General features: G+C 62.9%; 14 protein-coding genes. 8 read left to right on the top strand and 6 right to left on the bottom strand.

The annotated features are described in order from the left end of the window. The first annotated feature begins 613 nt into the window (after positions 1–613). Positions 614–1,321 (top strand): hypothetical protein, encoded by a 708-nt coding sequence (locus tag ACH79_RS40895; RefSeq protein ID WP_161855812.1) that lies wholly within the window; start codon positions 614–616, stop codon positions 1,319–1,321. A 1,067-nt stretch (positions 1,322–2,388) separates the two neighbouring features. Here the strand turns inward: ACH79_RS40895 and ACH79_RS40890 are convergent. The 3 genes from ACH79_RS40890 to ACH79_RS40880 all read right to left on the bottom strand — a co-directional run bounded on the left by ACH79_RS40890 (position 2,389) and on the right by ACH79_RS40880 (position 6,362). Continuing rightward, the gene (locus ACH79_RS40890) at positions 2,389–4,167 is read right to left on the bottom strand and encodes a metallophosphoesterase (RefSeq protein ID WP_161855811.1); all 1,779 of its coding nucleotides are present in this window, start codon (positions 4,165–4,167) and stop codon (positions 2,389–2,391) included. Between the two features lie 11 nt (positions 4,168–4,178). Next, the gene (locus ACH79_RS40885; protein ID WP_161855810.1) at positions 4,179–5,741 is read right to left on the bottom strand and encodes an AbgT family transporter; all 1,563 of its coding nucleotides are present in this window, start codon (positions 5,739–5,741) and stop codon (positions 4,179–4,181) included. Between the two features lie 99 nt (positions 5,742–5,840). Beyond that, positions 5,841–6,362 (bottom strand): DUF1269 domain-containing protein, encoded by a 522-nt coding sequence (locus ACH79_RS40880; protein WP_161855809.1) that lies wholly within the window; start codon positions 6,360–6,362, stop codon positions 5,841–5,843. Positions 6,363–6,895: 533 nt separating this feature from the next. On the opposite strand from ACH79_RS40880, the gene glsA reads away from it, so the two are divergent. The 3 genes from glsA to ACH79_RS40865 all read left to right on the top strand — a co-directional run bounded on the left by glsA (position 6,896) and on the right by ACH79_RS40865 (position 10,605). Further along, positions 6,896–7,894 (top strand): glutaminase A, encoded by a 999-nt coding sequence (gene glsA, locus ACH79_RS40875; protein ID WP_202639136.1) that lies wholly within the window; start codon positions 6,896–6,898, stop codon positions 7,892–7,894. A gap of 74 nt (positions 7,895–7,968) precedes the next feature. After that, entirely contained in the window at positions 7,969–9,618 is a 1,650-nt protein-coding gene (locus ACH79_RS40870) for an MFS transporter (RefSeq protein WP_246738332.1), read from the top strand. A 423-nt stretch (positions 9,619–10,041) separates the two neighbouring features. Next, positions 10,042–10,605: an HdeD family acid-resistance protein gene (locus tag ACH79_RS40865; RefSeq protein ID WP_161855808.1), complete on the top strand. Its 564-nt coding sequence runs from the start codon at positions 10,042–10,044 to the stop codon at positions 10,603–10,605. A 184-nt stretch (positions 10,606–10,789) separates the two neighbouring features. On the opposite strand, the gene ACH79_RS40860 is transcribed toward ACH79_RS40865, so the two are convergent. Further along, entirely contained in the window at positions 10,790–11,728 is a 939-nt protein-coding gene (locus ACH79_RS40860) for a diacylglycerol kinase family protein (protein WP_161855807.1), read from the bottom strand. Between the two features lie 140 nt (positions 11,729–11,868). Further along, positions 11,869–13,248: a hypothetical protein gene (locus tag ACH79_RS40855; protein WP_161855806.1), complete on the bottom strand. Its 1,380-nt coding sequence runs from the start codon at positions 13,246–13,248 to the stop codon at positions 11,869–11,871. A 76-nt stretch (positions 13,249–13,324) separates the two neighbouring features. On the opposite strand from ACH79_RS40855, the gene ACH79_RS40850 reads away from it, so the two are divergent. After that, on the top strand, positions 13,325–14,524 hold the full coding sequence (locus ACH79_RS40850) for an MFS transporter (protein WP_161855805.1): 1,200 nt from the start codon (positions 13,325–13,327) through the stop codon (positions 14,522–14,524). On the opposite strand, the gene dgcA is transcribed toward ACH79_RS40850, so the two are convergent. Continuing rightward, the gene (gene dgcA, locus ACH79_RS40845; RefSeq protein ID WP_161855804.1) at positions 14,494–15,489 is read right to left on the bottom strand and encodes an N-acetyl-D-Glu racemase DgcA; all 996 of its coding nucleotides are present in this window, start codon (positions 15,487–15,489) and stop codon (positions 14,494–14,496) included. The two genes, ACH79_RS40850 and dgcA, sit on opposite strands and share 31 nt — an antisense overlap. A 144-nt stretch (positions 15,490–15,633) precedes the next feature. Between dgcA and ACH79_RS40840 the strand changes: the two genes are divergently transcribed. From ACH79_RS40840 to ACH79_RS40830, 3 genes are all read left to right on the top strand, one after another. Beyond that, positions 15,634–16,767 carry an ABC transporter permease gene (locus ACH79_RS40840; protein WP_161855803.1) on the top strand — a complete coding sequence of 378 codons (1,134 nt, stop codon included), beginning with the start codon at positions 15,634–15,636 and terminating at the stop codon, positions 16,765–16,767. 2 nt (positions 16,768–16,769) lie between these two features. Next, a complete protein-coding gene (locus ACH79_RS40835; protein WP_161855802.1) occupies positions 16,770–17,540 on the top strand; it encodes an ABC transporter ATP-binding protein in 771 nt (256 codons plus the stop codon). Between the two features lie 112 nt (positions 17,541–17,652). Beyond that, entirely contained in the window at positions 17,653–18,540 is an 888-nt protein-coding gene (locus tag ACH79_RS40830) for an MlaD family protein (protein ID WP_161855801.1), read from the top strand. Positions 18,541–18,704 lie beyond the last annotated feature (164 nt).

Genomic DNA, 18,704 nt, shown 5'->3' with positions numbered 1-18,704 from the left:
CCTTCGCCTTCTGCGGGAACACTCTCGGATCGCGATCGGCGAAATTGACGATCGCCTTTCCATTTGGAACCGGTCAACTTGTGGCGACCGAACCTTCTGCCTCAGTTAACTTCGAACTGAGGCTGCTTCATTTTGCGGAGTCCACTACGCTCACCCAACATCGCCGGCGCTAACCTCTGCGACCGTCGCTTCCATCTTGGGATGCGTGCCAATGACTGGTTCTGGTACCCAGAGCGCCCATTGTTTGAGCCGATCGCACCACTAAGGCTCAGACCGTTTCTCTCGGCAATCCCACAAAAAACGAGGCGGGTGTGAAGTAGATAACATTTGGCACGTCTATGTAGGGAGATAATTTTTCGCATCAACTAGAGCGAGCACACACCAATCTGAGAAAGGACAGGTCATGAAGTTCGCAGCATTGTTCTTGATCTTCGCTCTTTCCGCGTTAGGTGCGGCGGCCCCCACCAACTCGGCCAATGCGTGCCCGCGGCCTTGCGGCAGTGTTTGTTGTCCCTAGTCGTCGAAGGAGGGGAATCTGATGTTTCCGATCCTTAAGTGGGGAGCAATATTTCTAGCGTGTGCAGGCCCCCCAGGCGCCGTAGCGGCGGTATACATGCACAAGCCTAACCCCGATAAACTAAACGAAGCCATTGTGGACATTGGCTTCTATCCAATTACGCCACCCACCAGCTTGCGCGCTCCGGGGTCACTCTACCATGTATCATCGGACGGCAAATATTATTCCATGCTCTGCGAGGTTGAGCCTCAACGACTAGTCGCTGTGACTCGCACCTCTTTCACAAATAAACAGGTCTCTTCGGAGCTCCGAAAGGCGCGACTTGGAGTGACTACAGAGTTATTGCGGAATATCGAAACAACCGTGAATGCAAAGCTTGTAGAATCTGTCAAGCTTGAGCTTGATGACGTTGAAGTTCTTGAAGTGTCACTCGAGGATCTCGCGGTCATAGCAAATGAGTTGTTACACAGAGGGACATGCGATCAGGAGGTGAGAAGGTATCTGCAGGAAGGTGACTACATCTGTCAGGGACAGCAAGTTCTGAAGGCAACGACCAAATATACGGTTGCGTTTGACGATACAGCAACTGGACTACTGAACCGAACAGCAGAAGTGATCAAGCTAACTTTTGATGCGGACGCAAGGTTCGAGGGTGGACAAATCATTTCTGGAAAGAATCTTTACTATGGAATGAAATTGGCGCCTCGGTGCTTGTACCTTCCAGGTCAAAGATCGCGGCGACCGCCACTCAGTTTTTGGCATCGAATTACGGACCGATTTCCGGTGCTGGACTTCCGCAACTGACTTCACGTCGATGAGATAGTTGTCCGAGAAGCAAAGAATGCCGGCCGCTTGTGAGCTCCGGTCCACTGCGCCGCGGGATCCGATGGTGAGACAAGCTTCCGAACAACTCGCTGGCGATGCCCCAGCCGAATCGCGACGGTCGCTAGACACTGGCTTGACTTCGCCGGATCGCGATCTCTACGCCAATCCTGTTCCGTGATCGAGCGCTGCTTGTTGGCATCAGCCGCAATCGGCCTCGCATCGATGGCAAACCTTCACCGCACTTCGCGGCAGATCAATCGCTCCGAGCGGATCGCAAAGACATAGCCTGCGACGTAGCTGCCGTTAGCCTCGACCGTCGCTCTTGAATCGAAGCGGTCCTTTAGATCGAGACAAGCAAGTTAGCATTCCAGCCATTCTACCTGTGATCGGGTTCACAGCGCCCATACGCGCCGACGTGGTAAGGAAGTGGAGGTGCAAAGGAGGTAAGTCATGTTCGCGATTTACTTGCTGGTGCGCAAAATCGAGCTCTTCCCGGCATCCACTTGACACATTCGTGCCGGGAGACTTCAGGGTCCAGTATTTAGCAAAAGTGATAACGCGAGGAGTGAAGCCATGCGTGCATTTTCAGTAGCGATGTTTTTGCTAGTTGGATTGACCGATGTTGTGTTCGCGCAGAACTGCAGGGAATTGCAGCGCACCTGCGAAATGAAGGACGCGCTCGGCGAGCGCGGTCAAGGCCATTGCCGCAGATTCCGCGAAGCGTGCCAGCGTCCGTCATTCGATCGTCCGTCATTCGAGCGTGTATCAACCGGCCAGGTTTGCGCGAAATTGCGCGCGCACTGCCTCTACAAGGATGAGCTTGGCGAACGGGGCCAGGGAAACTGCCGACGGTATCGGGAAATGTGCCGCGGCGGGCTCTAGTCTTTTTCCGAACGCGTTCGAGTCAAACTCACCGCGTCGGGCTCGTGCGGGTTCGGATTGCCCTCGAACTGCGCACGTAGGCTCGCTTTATCGCGACGTGCCCGCGAGGCTGCCGCTGAGGTTGGCGTTCGATCTGAGCCACTTCCGATCGAACGCCGCTTGCCCTAGGCGTTCTTCTCGCCGGCAATCTCCACGCGCTGCGGCGGCAGCAGATCAAGCCGCCCTTCCGGGCCGGCCGCCAGGGTGTGAATGTAGAAATGCGTGGCCGCATCATCGGTCGCATTCATCACCGGGGAGGGCGCGGAGATGATCTTGAGCGAACCGCAGGCGCCGATCCAGTCGATATGGCGGTGACCGTGCATCACCACGGTGCGACCGGCCAGCGCATCCAGCTTGCGCACGAACCAGCTGCCATTGATCAAGGCGGTCCCGATGCGTTCGGAGAATGCTTTCACCGGCATGGGATACTCCACGACGTGGTGGTGCAATGCGAAGATCCAGCGTGCGGCCGGATAATGCCGGATCGCCGCCTCGAGGCGATGCGTCTGTTCGACCGACACCAATCCGAGTGCGTTGGTGAAGGAAAAGTGAGTTTCCGCGTTGGAGTTCAGGACCGCAATTCCGAGGCCGCCTTCCGCATCGGGCGGCAGGATCATCGGAAACTGGTCGTCGAACAGGCCGCGCAGCGCCGCGGCACGACGCAGGCCGCCGTGCTGAGCGAGGGCCACGATCGAATCGCGCTTCGGTGCCAGCGAGGCGCTCAGCGTTACGGCCATTTTTCCGTTACCGTCGACTATGTGCACGCGATCGCCTTGCACGGCCGCCATCGCCGACAGGGTGCGGATCTGCCGCAACCGCTTGTTCGGGCTGAACGGCAGGTCGAGCCGGGCCGGATTGGCGCGGTCGACAATGTTGAGGTCATGATTGCCCGGCAACAAGATCGTGCGCGCGGCAAGTTCCGGATGACGTGCCATGGCGTCGAGGAATGCGGCCCATTCGCTGGCGCGGCCGGCGTCGGTCATATCGCCGGTAACGAGAATGTGGTCGAGCGGGCCGGCCGCGTGAATGGCGGCGAGATGCGCCAGGACGCGCTCGAGCCGGTCGTTTCCGCGTGGGCCGGCCCGTCCGCTTTCGATGCGGAAGCCGTATTGCTCGCCAATCACATGAAGGTCCGACAGGTGCGCAACGCGCCAGCGGCGCGCATCGGACGAGGCGGTGTCGAACGTAGCGAGATCGACGGGTTGCTGCATGCTGGCATCGGCAAATCCCCACATCAGCGAAGCGACCGCCAGATATCCTGACACCAGCAGGATTGCATTTGCCAGCGTCGGCACTGTGAGGCGGTGCAGCAGGACCAGGTCGTTCCAGCCGCCTGTCCAACGCGAGGCGGGCCAGGCCAGCATCGCAATCAGCACCGCGCCGGCGGACAGCAGGACGGCTGCCCCAATCGAATTGGCGCTGCGTAACCTCGCCCGGCCGACGACGGTCAGCTTCCTGCCCCACATTCGTTCCGTCAGGTGGCGCAGCGCTTCGCGGGTGAAAGCGTAGCCGGGCTGCACGGCGAGCGCATTGAGCGACCAGAAATTATTTTCGGCGATCCGCAACAGCGGTCGCCATCCGATCCATCCGACCGCGACGATCGCAAGCAAGGCGAGGGCGGTGCCGATCCCGGTCAGCGCGGCGAGCTTTTCCGACAGGGTTGCGAGCCAGGCGGAGACCAGCAATGGCGCGAGGCCCAGCAGCACCGCCGGCAACAGCAGCAACACCGTCCAGGCAAACAGCAACTTCGGCAAACTGATTTCGACCAGCAGGCTGCCGGCGATGGCGAGCAGAGATCGCTGCCCGGGACTAGCGGCATCGTCCTCGATATCGCCGTGGCGCGGATCGACGAGCATGCGGTCTTCCATGCTGGCTGAGTCACGCTCCACGGCCGGATCCGTCATCGTTGCTCCAGCTATACGCCCCAGGGAAGGCCCAACAGGTACCACACGACGAAAAGAACTACCCAAAGCGAAAACATCCAGGCCACGTAGGGCAGCATCAGCGCGACGACCGTGCCGACGCCGGCATTTCGGTCGTATTTTCGCGCAAACCCGACGACCAGCGCGAAATAGGCGTTCAGTGGCGTGATGGAATTGATGGGGCCATCGCCGACCCGGTAGGCCGCCAGCACCGCGGCGGGATCGACGGCCAGTTGCACGAACAGCGGCACGAACACTGGCGCAAAGATGGCCCATGTCGCGATCGCTGGCGTGAAGATCAGGTCAAGGACAGCAACGAGCAGGATAAGACCCAGCAACAGCCACAGCGGACCGATGTTGGCGTCCTTCAGGATATCGGCCATGCTGACCGCCAGCAACGTCGGCATGTTGCTGTAGTTGAAGTAATCGACGAACTGGCTGATCACCACGAACAGCAGGATCGTGCCGCCCAATCCCGAAACGGCTTTGGTCATGGCGTCGACCACATCGGTGGCGCGCTTGATCGTTCCGGCTCCAATGCCGTAGGCGATACCGGTTAGCAGGAACAGCAGCATGACAAGGCCGATCAGGCCGCTCATGAAGGGTGAGTTTCCGAGCAGCGCACCGGTCGCGGGATCGCGGAGCGGGGCTCCTGATGGCAGCGTCAGCAGACAGAATACCAGTATGACGGCCAGCAGCGCCGCGCCGGCGTACCTCAGGCCGAGCGTCTCCTGGGCGGAAAGCCGCCCGCCTTCGTGCGGAGGCAGGGTTACCCCCGCCTGATCTTCGCGATACAAGCCAAGGCGAGGCTCGATGATCCGTTCGTTGATCAGCGCAATCACGATCGTCAAGACGACGACGGATACGATTGAAAACCACAAATTGGCGGTCACCGCGATCGACAGCGACGGGTTGACGATGTGAATGGCGTCATTGGTCAACTCGGTGAGCACGGCATCGAGCGGCTTGATCAGCATATTGACGCTGAACGCGCTGGCAACGGCGGCAAAGCCCAGCGCGAGCCCCGCCAGCGGATGCCGGCCGACGCTCAGAAACGCGGTGGCTGCCAACGGGATCAGCACGAGATAGCCCGCATCCGAGGCAACGCTCGACATGATGCCGACGAAGGCGAGAATGTAGGTCAGCGCCCAGCGCGGTGAGACGGTCACGAGTTTGCGTATGCATGCGTTGACGAGGCCCGCTTCCTCGGCCACCCCCACGCCGATCATGGCGATGATCAGCAATCCGGCGGCGGAGAACCCCATGAAGTTCGGCACCAGCCGCGTATAGATGTGCCTGATGCCCTCGGCCGTCAGCAGGCTGTTGGCGCGCGCTGTCACGGTGTCGGTGCCATGCGTCGCTGGATTGATAACCTGATAGGAGACCGAGGCATCGAGCAGATAAAGCAGGTGCGATGCGAGCGCGGCGACGGCAATCAGGATCAGGAAGATCACGACGGGATGGGGAACGCCGTTTCCGATCCGCTCGATGGTGTCGAGAATTGTCCGGGTGGTTGCCTTTGCCGGTTCGGTCGTCACTTCGCCCGCGGAGCGCATGACAGACATCCTTGCAGAGCATGCTTTCGGAGCATGCCTTGAAGCGCGGCCGGCTGCGGCATCGCGACCGCAGCCGGCTGATCGTTTGGCCGCCGCGAACTAGGCGGCGTTGGTCTTGGGTCCTGGCTCCTCGGTGCTCGTCTTCGCCAGTGCGTCGCGAAGTTGCTGTTCCTTGCTGTCGTCAAGGGATGTCTTGAGCACGGTGCCTCCCGCGTCCTTGATCTCCCGCAGCACCTTGTCCGGGGTCATGTTCTTGATGAGCACGAACAGTGCGGCATTGCCCGGCTGCATGCTCTTGGAGAGGTCCTTCATGAAGGCGTCATCGATACCGTAATCCGACAGGGCGCCGCCGAGCGCTCCGGAAGCTGCGCCGAGCGCAACACCAAGGATGGGATTGAGGAAGATCACCCCGATCAGCAGCCCCCAGAAGCTGCCCGACACGGCGCCGATCGCCGTCGTATTGACGAGCTGGTTCAGCTTGATGGGGCCTGCTTCGGTCTTCACCGCGATCACGGCATCGCTGATCGAGATCAGATATTCTTTCTGTAGCTTGAACAGACGCTGCCGTACCTCTTCGGCCTTTGCTTCGGATGGATAGACGATCGCGACTAGATCTGACATCTCCGTATCCTCCCACTCGATGTGAACATGATATAGGCCGCACGGGGCGCATTGATGGATCGACACTCCTCAAGCGTTGCCGTCGCAGCGGAGAGCTTCCGTCAACTGCCGATGGCAAATGTCCGACGGCGGCGAGGTCATCCCGGAGAGCCGCGCAATGAACAGCGGCCGTGCGGCAGAGGCATCACCGTATCATAACTCGGGAGCGAACGGATCACGGTTCGCTGATCGCACTCTTGGGTTCTCTGTAATCAAATTCGCTCTTAATTCGCCGGACGTTTCCTGCGCGCACGCAGCGTCTACGCATCGCCGGCGTCGAGCGATTTGTCACAAAATGTTGTAGCAAAACGCACGCGTCGCAAACCTTCTTCCAGGTTGTATTGTTGACTCGACATAGACTTGAGCGTTACGGTTCATCCAATCAGCAAGAAGGCTGAAGCGATCGAGCACGATCGCTCGTCAGCGTGTAGTCGTGTTGCCGAACGGCTCGACAATCCGCGAGCAGGATCGTTCGAGCCGGGTGGAGGAGTCCGATGGACATGCCTTCGATCTCGGAACCCGCAGACCGGCCATACATTTCGACAGGGCATCTGCCCGAGCCAGAGATGGTGCAGAGGCTGGTGTCCGACGCCCACCAGCGGTTCAAGTCGAATGAAGAGGGCCACAACTCTCAGGTCTATCCGGCACTCGCCCGGGTCCCCAGAGAGCTGTTTGGGGTCTGCGTGGTCGGGACCAGCGGGCGCGTCTACGAAGCAGGCGAGACCGAGTATAAATTCTCGATCATGAGCGTATCGAAGCCGTTCGTGTTCGCGCTGGTGTGCGAGACGATCGGTCCGGAGGAAGCGCGCGCGAGGCTTGGCGCGAACGCCACCGGACTGCCGTTCAACTCGCTGGCCGCCATCGAGCAGGGCGGCGGCCGCACCAACCCGATGGTGAATGCGGGCGCGATTGCGACGACGAGTCTGGTGCCAGGCCTGACGGCGGAAGGCCAATGGCAATTCATTCACGACGGGTTGTCGCGGTTTGCCGGGCGCAAGCTCACGCTCAATGAAGAGGTGTACGCCTCGGCCTCGCAAACCAACTATCGCAACCGCAGTATCGCCCGGCTGCTGCAGAGCTACGACCGCATCTATTGCGACGCCAAGCAGGCGACCGATCTCTATACCAGGCAGTGCTCGCTGAATGTGAGCGCGCGGGATCTGGCTGTGATGGGCGCGACGCTGGCGGACGGCGGCGTCAATCCCGTTACCCGCCAGCGCGTGGTGGATGCCGCGGTCTGCCACTATGCGCTGACCGTGATGATAACGGCGGGCCTGTACGAGACCTCGGGCGACTGGCTCTACGACATCGGCTTGCCGGGCAAGAGCGGGATCGGCGGCGGCATTGTCGCGGTCTCTCCGGGCAAGGGCGGCTTCGGCACCTTCGCGCCGCCGCTCGATGCGGCCGGCAACAGCGTGAAGGGACAACTCGCAGCAAAATTCCTGTCGCAGCGGCTGGGAATGGACCTGTTCGTATCGCAACCGGAAAACTGAAGCAGATGCAAAGAGTGGCTTGATCGAGCTGATGGCCGGTCGATCCAAAAAGCCGAGCAACTCGGGAGGACACCATGGCAACGCACTCGATGTCGATCGGAGGCATCCGGGAAGGGGCGCGGGAATCATGGGTGCCGATGATCGCGATCGCGCTCGGTCAGATGATCATGTCCTTCAACGTCGCCTCGCTCCCGGTCGCGCTCGGCAGGATGGTCAAGAGTTTCGGCGTGCCGCCGACGACGGTTGCCACCGGCATCGTGGCGTATTCGATGCTGGTGGCCGGCTTCGTCATGCTCGGCGCCAAGCTCGCGCAGCGGTTCGGCGCGTTGCAGGTGTTCCGCTTTGCCGTGGTCCTGTTCTGCGCGTCGCAGATACTGATGACGTTCAGCCCGACGGCAGCGCTGATGATCACGGCGCAGGGGCTTTGCGGCGCGGCGGGCGCCGTGATCGTGCCGTCGCTGGTGGCGCTGATCGCCGAGAATTACACGGGGCGGCAGCAGGCGACGGCGGTGGGCGCGCTCGGCTCGGCGCGTGCTGCCGCCGGCGTGCTGGCATTCATCATCGGCGGCGTGCTCGGCACCTATATCGGCTGGCGGCCGGCGTTCGGAATCCTGATCGCGGTTTCCGCAATTGTGTTTCTGCTGAGCTTCCGTCTCAAGCGCGACTACGGCCGCCCGGATGTGCAGATCGATATGGTCGGTGTCGTGCTGGCCGCAGCGGCGATCGTCTTCATCAGTTTCGGCTTCAACAATCTGAATGGCTGGGGCCTTGTGCTGGCGACGGCAAATGCGCCATTCAATCTGCTCGGCCTTTCGCCCGCGCCTGTCCTCATCGTTCTCGGCGTCGTGCTCGGGCAAGCTTTTCTGATGTGGACGCACCGGCGCCAGGCGGCGGGAAAAACGCCGCTATTGGCGCTCGAGGTGATCGACTCGCCGGAGGAGCGCAGCGCCGTATATGCGCTGTTTGCGGTGGTCGCGCTGGAAGCCGCGCTGAATTTCTCGGTGCCGCTTTATATCCAGATCGTCCAGGGCCGCTCGCCGCTGGCGACCGCGATTGCGATGATGCCGTTCAACCTGACGGTATTTTTCACCGCAATGCTGGTCGTCAATCTCTATGACCGGCTGACGCCGCGGCAGATCGGCCGCTACGGCTTCGTGCTCTGCACCATCGGTCTGGTGTGCCTCGCCTTCGTCGTTCGCAACGATTGGAGTGAGGTTCCGGTGCTGTTTGGCCTCATTCTGTTCGGCATCGGCCAGGGCGCGCTGGTGACATTGCTGTTCAACGTGCTGGTCACGGCTTCGCCCAAGGAACTGGCAGGCGACGTTGGTTCGCTGCGGGGCACCACGCAAAATCTGGCCAGCGCGGTCGGAACGGCGCTGGCTGGCGCGCTTCTGGTCGGCCTGTTGAGCACGGTCGTGCTGGCCCAGATCGCTGCGAACCCCGTGCTGCCGAAGGAGGTCCAGAGCCAGGTCGATCTCGACAACATCAATTTCGTCAGCAACGACCGGCTGCGCAGCGTGATGGAAGGCACCACCGCCACGCCGCAGCAAGTCGAGGAAGCGGTACGCGTGAATACCGAAGCGCGGCTGCGCGCGCTGAAGATCGGACTTTTGATCATGGCCGGTCTTGCATTGCTGGCGATCATCCCGGCGGGTCGGCTTCCGAACTATTTGCCCGGCGAAATCCCGAGCGATGCGCCCGGCAGCCGGTTGAGGTCCGGCTGATCAGCACGAGCATGCGAGGGAAGGGACGTTCCAAGAAGGAGAACAACCATGGATGCGATTGACCGTCGCACTGCGCTGCGGACTCTGGTGTGCGGTGCCGTGACCATCGGCCTGGCCACAAGCCTGCCATCAGCCATGGCCGAGGCGGCGCCGCTCGCGGTGCAGAAGGATCCTGGAAAAAACGCCGGAGATTTCAAGCTGGAGGCTCAAGGTCCCGGCATGGGGCCGCCTGGATCGCCGGCTGGACGGCCACCGGGACGACCGCCTGGAGGACGGCCGCCCCCGCGGCCGTCGCGTCCTCCCCCTCACAGGCATCGCCGTCGACGTCGACGTTGGGTCTGCTGGTGGCATCGCGGCCGTCGCCGGTGCGGCTGGCGATGGACATAAACTCGAGGTCGGTGAGACCCAAAGCGAGGAAATGACATGACGACATATGACAACAGCTCGCCGATGGGCGTCACCAACCTGCCTGCGCCGCCGTTCTGGATCTGTATCCTGCTCGGGCTCGCGTTGATCGTGGCGGGATTCTTTGTGCTCGGCGACGTCATGCTCGTCACCGTCATCAGCACCATCTTCATCGGATGGGTCTCCATCATTGCGGGCGCATTCGAGGTCGTCCATGCGTTCTGGACCAAGGGGTGGGGAGGGTTCGTATGGCAGGTGCTGCTCGGCATCCTGTACGTCGCCTTCGGCGTCGTGCTGGTGGGGCAGCCGATCGCCAGCGCCCTGATCCTCACCTACGTCCTCGGTCTGGTGTTGGCGGTTTCCGGTTTCGTCCGCATCCTGATCGGCATCAGCCATTGGCGGGAAGCGGGGTGGATCATGCTGCTGTCCGGCGTGTTTGGCATCGTGGCCGGCATCATCATTCTGACCGGATTTCCCGCGACCGGGTTGTGGGTGCTCGGATTTCTGCTCGGCGTCGACCTGATCTCCCACGGGATCGGCTGGCTGGCTTACGCGTGGCAGCCTACCGCACGCAGCGCATAGTTCCTCCCTGCCACTGGAGCGAGATGGCATCGTCATCTCGCTCCTTCTTTCTGTTTGAGCAGGCAACCCCCGTGAAATCGCTCCTCGCGGTGGATGTTTTGGCTCTTGCTGGTCGTCACGGGCGACAAGGCCAAGCCCGGCTGGCTTCCTGGAGCGGACGTCTCGATGAGCCTTACGCGCGCGGCTACGGCCGATTGGCCGCCACCTTCAGGTGGAACGGCAACATCGTCACCGACATCGGCAACTGCCCGATGCTTTCGCCGTCGACATCGGCGCGGACCATGTCATCGCTGTCAATGGTGATCCGCGTCGCGTGGCGCCGCGAGACTTTCGGATGTTCCAGATAGCTGCCATCGGCAAGGTTCGGGACGATCTTGGTGAGGCTTTCCCAGCGCCCCATGTCGCCGACCATGATCAGGTCGAGCTTGCAGTCGGCCGGATCGGCGCCCGGCGCGAGCATCAGGCCTTCGCCCGCGCCGTCGAAACTGCACAGCATCAATGACCACATCGGCAGGCGCTGTTCGGCTTCGTCGTCGATCTGGATACGATAGGGGCGGGGGCTGTAGGTCAGCGACGTGAACGCGGTCATCAGCACATAGCTGATCGGGCCCAATCGCTTCAGCAGCGGCACGCGTTGCGCACGCCAGGAAATCGTGGCGGCGGCGCCGACGATGGCAAGCACGAAGCCATAGCGTGTGACGTGGCCGCCCGCGTAGCCCTTGGCGTCGGCGCGGAACACATCGATTTCGCGCGTATGCCCCATGGCGATGGCCTTGCTGGCCTCGGCGAGCGAAAGCTGGCCGAAGGAGCGGGAGAGTTCGTTCGAGGTGCCGCCGGGCAGTTGCGCCAGCACCAGGCCGGGCACAATCGGGCGATCATCCGCGATCATGCCGTTCATCATCTCGCTGAAGGTGCCGTCGCCGCCGACCGAGACCAGGCGGCGATAGCCGGCATCGACCGCTTCCCGCGCCAGATGGGTGGCGTGATTGCGCTCGCGCGTGATCGCAACGTCCGAGGACGCGAGTGGGCCAAGATGTTTTTCGAGTTCAGCGCAAATCTGCGGCCAACGCTTGCCGCAGTTTCCTTTGTTCGCCATCGGATTGACGATGATCTTGGTTCGCACGACTGTCTCCCAAGAAGGCAATCGGGCCAGCTTGATCTCGGCGGAGAAGTGAATCAACCGGAAAGCGAACTATTCGCAGGTGCAACAAATGCTGCGGATGCGTCGTGGAGGCCGGCGCGCTTCACGCGACAGCGCAGTTCTTATGAGAAGAACGCGATCTTCTCGGCCTGGCTCATGCGCCGGATCGGCGCCAGCGGATCGTTGGCTGCACTGACCGGCTTTCGCAGCATACCGCTCGCAATGAGGGTCGACCCGAGCGACACTTCCATCGCAGGCGCAGGCGCAGGCGCGGCAGCGGGCGGTGGGGGAGGTTGAACCACTTGTTGAACCGGCGGCGGCGCCGGCGTGGCGGTCGGCTGGGGCGCTTCGGCGACCGCCTTGGGAGCGACCGGCGTAGGCTCCGCAGAACGGATCTGCTCTTCTATCGCCTCGGCGATCTCTGCGTCGCTGATCGGATCCGGCGCGCCCATCTCCATCGCGATGATGTCGAGGAGGGCCTCGTCCTGTGCATCGGGGTCCTCGACGTCGACATTCGGGATAGAGTTGTCTTGAGTGGCGTTGTCTTGCGTGGTCGCCTGCAGGGCTGCGGCGTCCTGCACCGAGGTATCTTGGACCGAAGTATCTTGGACCGAAGTATCCTGGGCCGAGCTGTCCTGAGCCGCGGCGGCTTCGGCAGCCTGCCGCGCTTCCGCAGCCTTCAGCCCGGCTTCCGCCGCCGCAAGCGCCGCTTCGGCAGACCTGGCCAGTGCGGTGAACGGCGTCTCGGAAGTGAACGGCGTCTCGGCAGCTTTCTCAGCTTCCGGCGCGACGAAGGTTTCGGCTGTCCCCGTCGCGGGCATGTCCTGCGCGGCAGAGAAGGGGGCCATAGCGTCGGTCTCGGCAAGAGGCACTGGCGAAGCGTCCTCGTCCTCGACTTCCACAAGCCGGCCCTGCAGGGCGGCAAAGGCCGCACGGAGGGCCGCTCTCGCATCCTCGGACGAAAACTGTTCGGTGCCCCTTTCGATGACGGTAACCTGCGAATCGATCAGGTCGCAGATCCGCCCGTCATTGCCGATTTCCCGCAACCGCCAGGCGATTTCGCGCAGCACCCGCGCGCCCTTGCGGACCGGCGCCAGCCGCTGGTCCAGCGCGAGGCTGTCGAGCGCCTCGACCGCCGATTCCTCGGCCGCCTCGACCGCGCCGCGGATGGCGGCGAGCGCCTCCGTCAGCCGCTCCTGCGCTGCGGCCGCCGCAGCGACGGCTTCCGCGGCCTGCTGCGCCGAAAGGCCGTCTTCCCGGCGAAGGCTTTCTTCCCGCTGACGGCTTTCTTCCTTCTGGGCGGTGAGGCTTTGCTCGATCCGTGACACCGCGTCGAGCACCATGCGGGTGTCGGCATTGCGGTTGCGCTTGGCGTATTCGGTCAGGAACCAGCGGCCCCGCGAGGTCTCCATGAAGGCTTCGGCGATCGCAGCATAGTCCTCCTCGCTCGGCAGCGCGGCGCGGGCTGAGATCGGCGAAAGGGCGAATGCTTCGTCGGCCATGTCAAACTCTTCGCGCAAATCGGCGCGCATTGCGATATCGAAACAACACGATACTGACCGAATCGCAATTGAATTGATGCCAAGCGAATCACAAATCCCCATCGCTTCTCAAGACGCATCGAAGCGATTCGCGACCCGGGTGGCGTTATTTTACGGCACGCTGTTCGGCATGACCGGCACCCACCTGCCGTTTTTCACGGTATGGTTGAAGGCGGTCGGGATCGATGCATTTTGGATAGGCTTGATCACGGCCGTACCCCCGGTGACCCGATTTACCGCGCTTCCGCTGGTGACCGGCTTTGCGGAACGGCGTCAGGCCTTGCGCGGCGTCATCATCCTGACCGCCTTTGCCACCGCTTTGGGCTTTTTCGTCCTCGGCACCCAGCATTTGCCGGTGCTGGTGTTCCTGATCTACGCCCTGACCTGCTGCCTGTGGACACCCATGGTGCCGCTGACGGACGCCTATGCGTTGCGAGGGGTGAAGCGCTACGGCCTCAACTACGGACCGTTGCGGCTGTGGGGTTCCGCCGCCTTTGTCCTCGGCGCGCTGGTCTGCGGCATGCTGCTGGACCTGATCGCCGCCAAAAATCTGATCTGGATCATCGCCGGATCGGCCGCGCTCGGGGCGGTGGCGAGCCTTTCGCTGGCGCCGCTGGACGATGCCAAGGCCGCTCGCCCGGTCACCGGCGGCGCGGACGCGCTGCTGCGTGACGGCGGCTTTCTCGCTGTTATCGTGGCCTCGGCGCTGATCCAGGGCAGCCATGCCGCCTATTACATTTTCGCGTCGATCGTCTGGCAACAAGCAGGGTATGACGGGCTGACGATTGCAGTTTTGTGGGTGCTCGGCGTGATCGCCGAGATCGTGCTGTTCGCCCTGTCGCCGCGATTCACGCTGCAGCCGTCGATGCTGGTGGTGATCGCGGCGCTGAGCGCGGCCGTGCGCTGGGTGTTGACGGCGCAGGACCTGCCGCTGGCGGTTCTTGCGATCGTCCAGCTCGCGCATGCGCTGAGCTTCGGGCTGACGCAGGTCGGAATCATGGGGCTGATGCTGCGCCATGTACCCGGCCATGTGATGGCGAGGGCGCAGGGCTATCTCACCGCCTGCGGCGGCATCGTCGCCGGCCTCGCCTCGGTCGCGTCAGGCACGATCTACGAGATTTGGGGACAGGGCATCTATTACGGGATGGCGGCGATGGCCGCCTTGGGCGGACTGGTGATCTGGCTGGCGCGGGACCGGCTATCGCATCAGCCCCACAAGACGGCCTCAGGCGGATAGACCAGGCTGCCGTCGTAGCGCAGGCCGCCGTCGCGGTCGCGCGCCAGCAGCAGCGGACCATCAAGGTCGACGAATTTGGCCTGTTGCGCGAGCAGCATGGCCGGCGCCATGGCTAGCGAGGTCGCGACCATGCAGCCGATCATGATCTCGAAGCCTAGCGCCTCGGCGGCATCCGCCATCGCGAGCGCCTCCGTCAGCCCACCGGTCTTGTCGAGCTTGATGTTGACCGCGTCGTAGCGCGCGCGAAGTCCTTCGAGCGAGGCGCGGTCATGCACGCTTTCGTCGGCGCAGACCGCGATCGGGCGCTCGATGCGCGCCAGCGCCTCGTCGCGCCCGGCCGGCAGCGGCTGCTCGACCAGCGTGACGCCGGCATTGGCGCAGGCGGCGAGGTTGTATTCGAGATTGTCCGGCGTCCAGGCTTCGTTGGCATCGACGATCAGTTCGGACTCGGGTGCCGCCTGGCGGACCGCGGCAATCCGCATCTCATCGCCATCGCCGCCGAGCTTGATCTTCAGCAACGGCCGGTGCGCGGCCTTCGCGGTTGCCGACGCCATCGCTTCCGGCGTGCCGAGTGAAATCGTGAACGCGGTGGTGCAGGGGCGCGGCGCCTTCCGGCCGAGCAGGGTCCAGACCCGCTGGCCGGCGGTCTTGGCTTCGAGGTCAAGCAGCGCGCAATCCAGCGCGTTGCGGGCGGCGCCTGCGGGCATTGCTGCCTGCAGGGCCGCGCGGTCCAATCCCCCGGCGAGCGCTTCATGCATCGCTTGAAGCGCTTCCAGCGTCGCTTCCGCCGTCTCGCCATATCGCGGGTAGGGCACGCATTCGCCGCGGCCGGTCTGGTTGCCCTGGCTCACGGTGGCGACGACGGTGACAGCCTCGGTTTTGGCGCCGCGGCTGATGGTGAAAGCGCCCGCAATCGGCCAGCGTTCGATGCTGACGGCAAGGTTTCGAGATACGCTGGAAGTCATTTTAAAATCTGGCAATTTTCTGAACCGTAAGCTTGCCCGCCGCTACCAACTATGGCTGGTTAGGGGCAGATTCGACAAGGCGGTACGACGTGCGGAACCTTCAGCGTTTTGCACCGCTGATGTACCGGTCGAGGGGTGGGTATTGTGAGCGGCAGCCCGACATTGGAGCGGATAGCCAGGGGCAACGCGCTGGCGCTGTGCGCGGCGGGCTCGTGGACGGCCCGCTTTGCGCCGATGCTGGAGCGAATGGTCGCCGATGCCGAGAAGCTCAGCGGCACCCGGCCCAACATCTTCATCGACGTCTCGCAGGTGTCGAAGCTCGACACGTTCGGCGCCTGGCTGATCGAGCGGCTGCGCCGCAGCCTGACCCACGGTGGCGTCGAGGCCCAGATTGCCGGGCTGTCGGACAATTATTCGAGCCTGGTCGACGAAGTGCGCCGGGTGAACGCCGAGCCGGTCGCCGACACCGACCGGGTGACGATCACGGGCATGCTGGAGCAGATCGGCCGCGCCGTGGCCGGTATCGGCGGCACCCTGATCGGGCTGATCGACATGCTGGGCGCGGTGCTCGCCGCAACCGCCCACGTCATCATTCGTCCGCGCGGCTTCCGCCTGACTTCGACCATCCATCACCTGGAGCAGGTGTGCTGGCGCGCGGTGCCGATCGTGGTGCTGATCACGTTCCTGATCGGCTGCATCATCTCGCAGCAGGGCATCTTTCATTTCCGCAAGTTCGGCGCCGACATCTTCGTGGTCGACATGCTGGGCGTGCTGGTGCTGCGCGAGATCGGTGTGCTGCTGGTCGCGATCATGGTGGCGGGCCGCTCGGGCTCGGCCTACACCGCCGAACTCGGCTCGATGAAGATGCGCGAGGAGATCGACGCGCTGCGCACCATGGGCTTCGATCCGATCGAGGTCCTGATCCTGCCGCGGATGCTGGCGCTGGTTTTGGCGCTGCCGATCCTGGCGTTTCTCGGGGCGATGGCGGCGCTCTACGGCGGCGGGCTGGTGGCGTGGCTCTATGGCGGCGTCGAGCCCGAGGCGTTTCTGTTGCGGCTGCGCGACGCCATCTCGATCGACCATTTCATCGTCGGCCTCATCAAGGCGCCGGTGATGGCGGCCGTCATCGGCATCGTCGCCTGCGTCGAGGGGCTCGCCGTGCAGGGCAGCGCTGAATCGCTCGGGCAGCACACGACGTCTTCGGTGGTGAAGGGAATCTTCTTCGTGATCGTGATGGACGGCGTATTCGCCATCTTCTTTGCATCGATCGGAATGTGACCATGGCGGGTGAGATTACCGACGCCATCATCCGGGTGCGCGACATCACCGTGCAGTTTGGCAAGACGCGGGTGCTGGACGGACTCAATCTCGACGTCAAGCGCGGCGAGATCCTCGGCTTCGTCGGCCCGTCGGGCGCCGGGAAATCGGTGCTGACGCGCACCATTATCGGTCTCGTGCCAAAGATCGCCGGAAGCATCGAGGTGTTCGGCGTCGATCTCGATGCGGCGAGTGCCGCGGAGCGGCGCGGCGTCGAACGCCGCTGGGGCATCCTGTTCCAGCAGGGGGCGCTGTTCTCCTCGCTCACCGTGCGGCAGAACATCCAGTTTCCGGTGCGCGAATATCTCAAGGTCTCGCAGCGGCTGCTCGACGAGATCATGGTGGCCAAGCTCGGCATGGTGGGCCTGCGGCCCGAAGTCGCCGACCGCTATCCGTCCGAATTGTCCGGCGGCATGATCAAGCGCGTGGCGCTGGCGCGGGCGTTGGCGCTGGACCCTGAACTGGTGTTCCTGGACGAGCCGACCTCGGGGCTGGATCCGATCGGCGCCGGAGATTTTGACGAACTGGTGCGCACCCTGCAGCGTACTTTGGGCTTGACGGTTTTCATGGTAACCCATGATCTCGACAGCCTATACACGGCCTGCGACCGCATCGCGGTTTTAGGGAACGGTAAGATCATTGCTGCAGGCACAATTGCTGACATGCAGGCCTCGCAGCATCCCTGGCTGAGGCAATATTTTCACGGCAAACGCGCCCGCGCGGTGATGGGCTAGGGCATGACCCCAAAAGTGTGATCGGTTTTCGGATCAGATCGTGCTCAAACATGAGATAATGACGGTCTATCGGCTACGCTGGATAGATCCTGGTTTCGGAGTACCTTGAGTTATGGAAACGCGGGCGAATTACGTCCTGATCGGGGCCTTCACGCTGGCGGTGATCGCCGCCGCATTCGGCTTCGTGCTGTGGTTTCAGAGCCTGCATACCACCAAGCAGCGCAGCCCGATTCGTATTGTCTTCGAAGGCCCGGCGTCAGGGTTGCGCAATGGTGGTAGCGTCAACTTTAACGGTATCCGGATAGGGGAGGTTGTGTCGGTCAAACTCGACAACCCGCGGCGCGTGGTCGCACTGGCGATGGTTGAGAACAACGCTCCGATCCGGAAAGACACGCTTGTGGGTCTCGAATTCCAGGGACTGACCGGCGTCGCTGCGATTTCACTGAAGGGCGGCGAGGAAAATGCGGCTGCCGTGCCGCTCGACGAGGACGGCGTGCCGATGCTGACCGCCGATCCGAGCGCGCTGCAGGATGTCACCGAGTCGATCCGCGCCACGCTGCAGAACGTCAACCGGCTCGTCGCCGACAATCAGGAGTCGGTGAAGAACTCGCTGCGGAATCTGGAGACTTTCACTGCTGCGCTGGCACGCAACTCCGAGAAGATCGACAACGTCATGCTCAGGGTCGACGGCGTGATGGGCAAGGCCGACAGCCTGATGCTCGGGCTGAACACGATCGCGGGCGGCGCCGGCGGCGGCGAATTGAATCTGATGGTGAAGGCGATCAAGGATCTGGCCGAGGATTTCGACAAGCGGTCGGGCGCGCTGATGGCCGATGGCCGCCGCACGCTCTCCGACATCAGCCGCGCCGTGAACAATTTCGACCGCAACCCGACCCGCGTGATCTTCGGCGGCGGCAGCAGCAGCAACAGCCAGGCGGCAGCACCGCCGCCGCCAGCGCCGGCAGCGGCTCCGAGGGCGCCGAGCGGGCAGAAGCGGTAGTGATTTGCGAATAGCGAGTGGCAAGCAGCGAATGGAATTCCGGCAACCAGCCGTCATTGCGAGCCAACGGGTCGCGCGAATGCGCGCCCGATGACAGGCTCAGCGAAGCAATCCATCGTGCCGCATCAAGAAAGAATGGATTGCTTCGTCGCTGCGCTCCTCGC

The organism is Bradyrhizobium sp. CCBAU 051011, assembly GCF_009930815.1.
In the GTDB taxonomy this organism is placed as follows: domain Bacteria; phylum Pseudomonadota; class Alphaproteobacteria; order Rhizobiales; family Xanthobacteraceae; genus Bradyrhizobium.
This window is presented reverse-complemented; position numbering and strand designations above follow the sequence as displayed.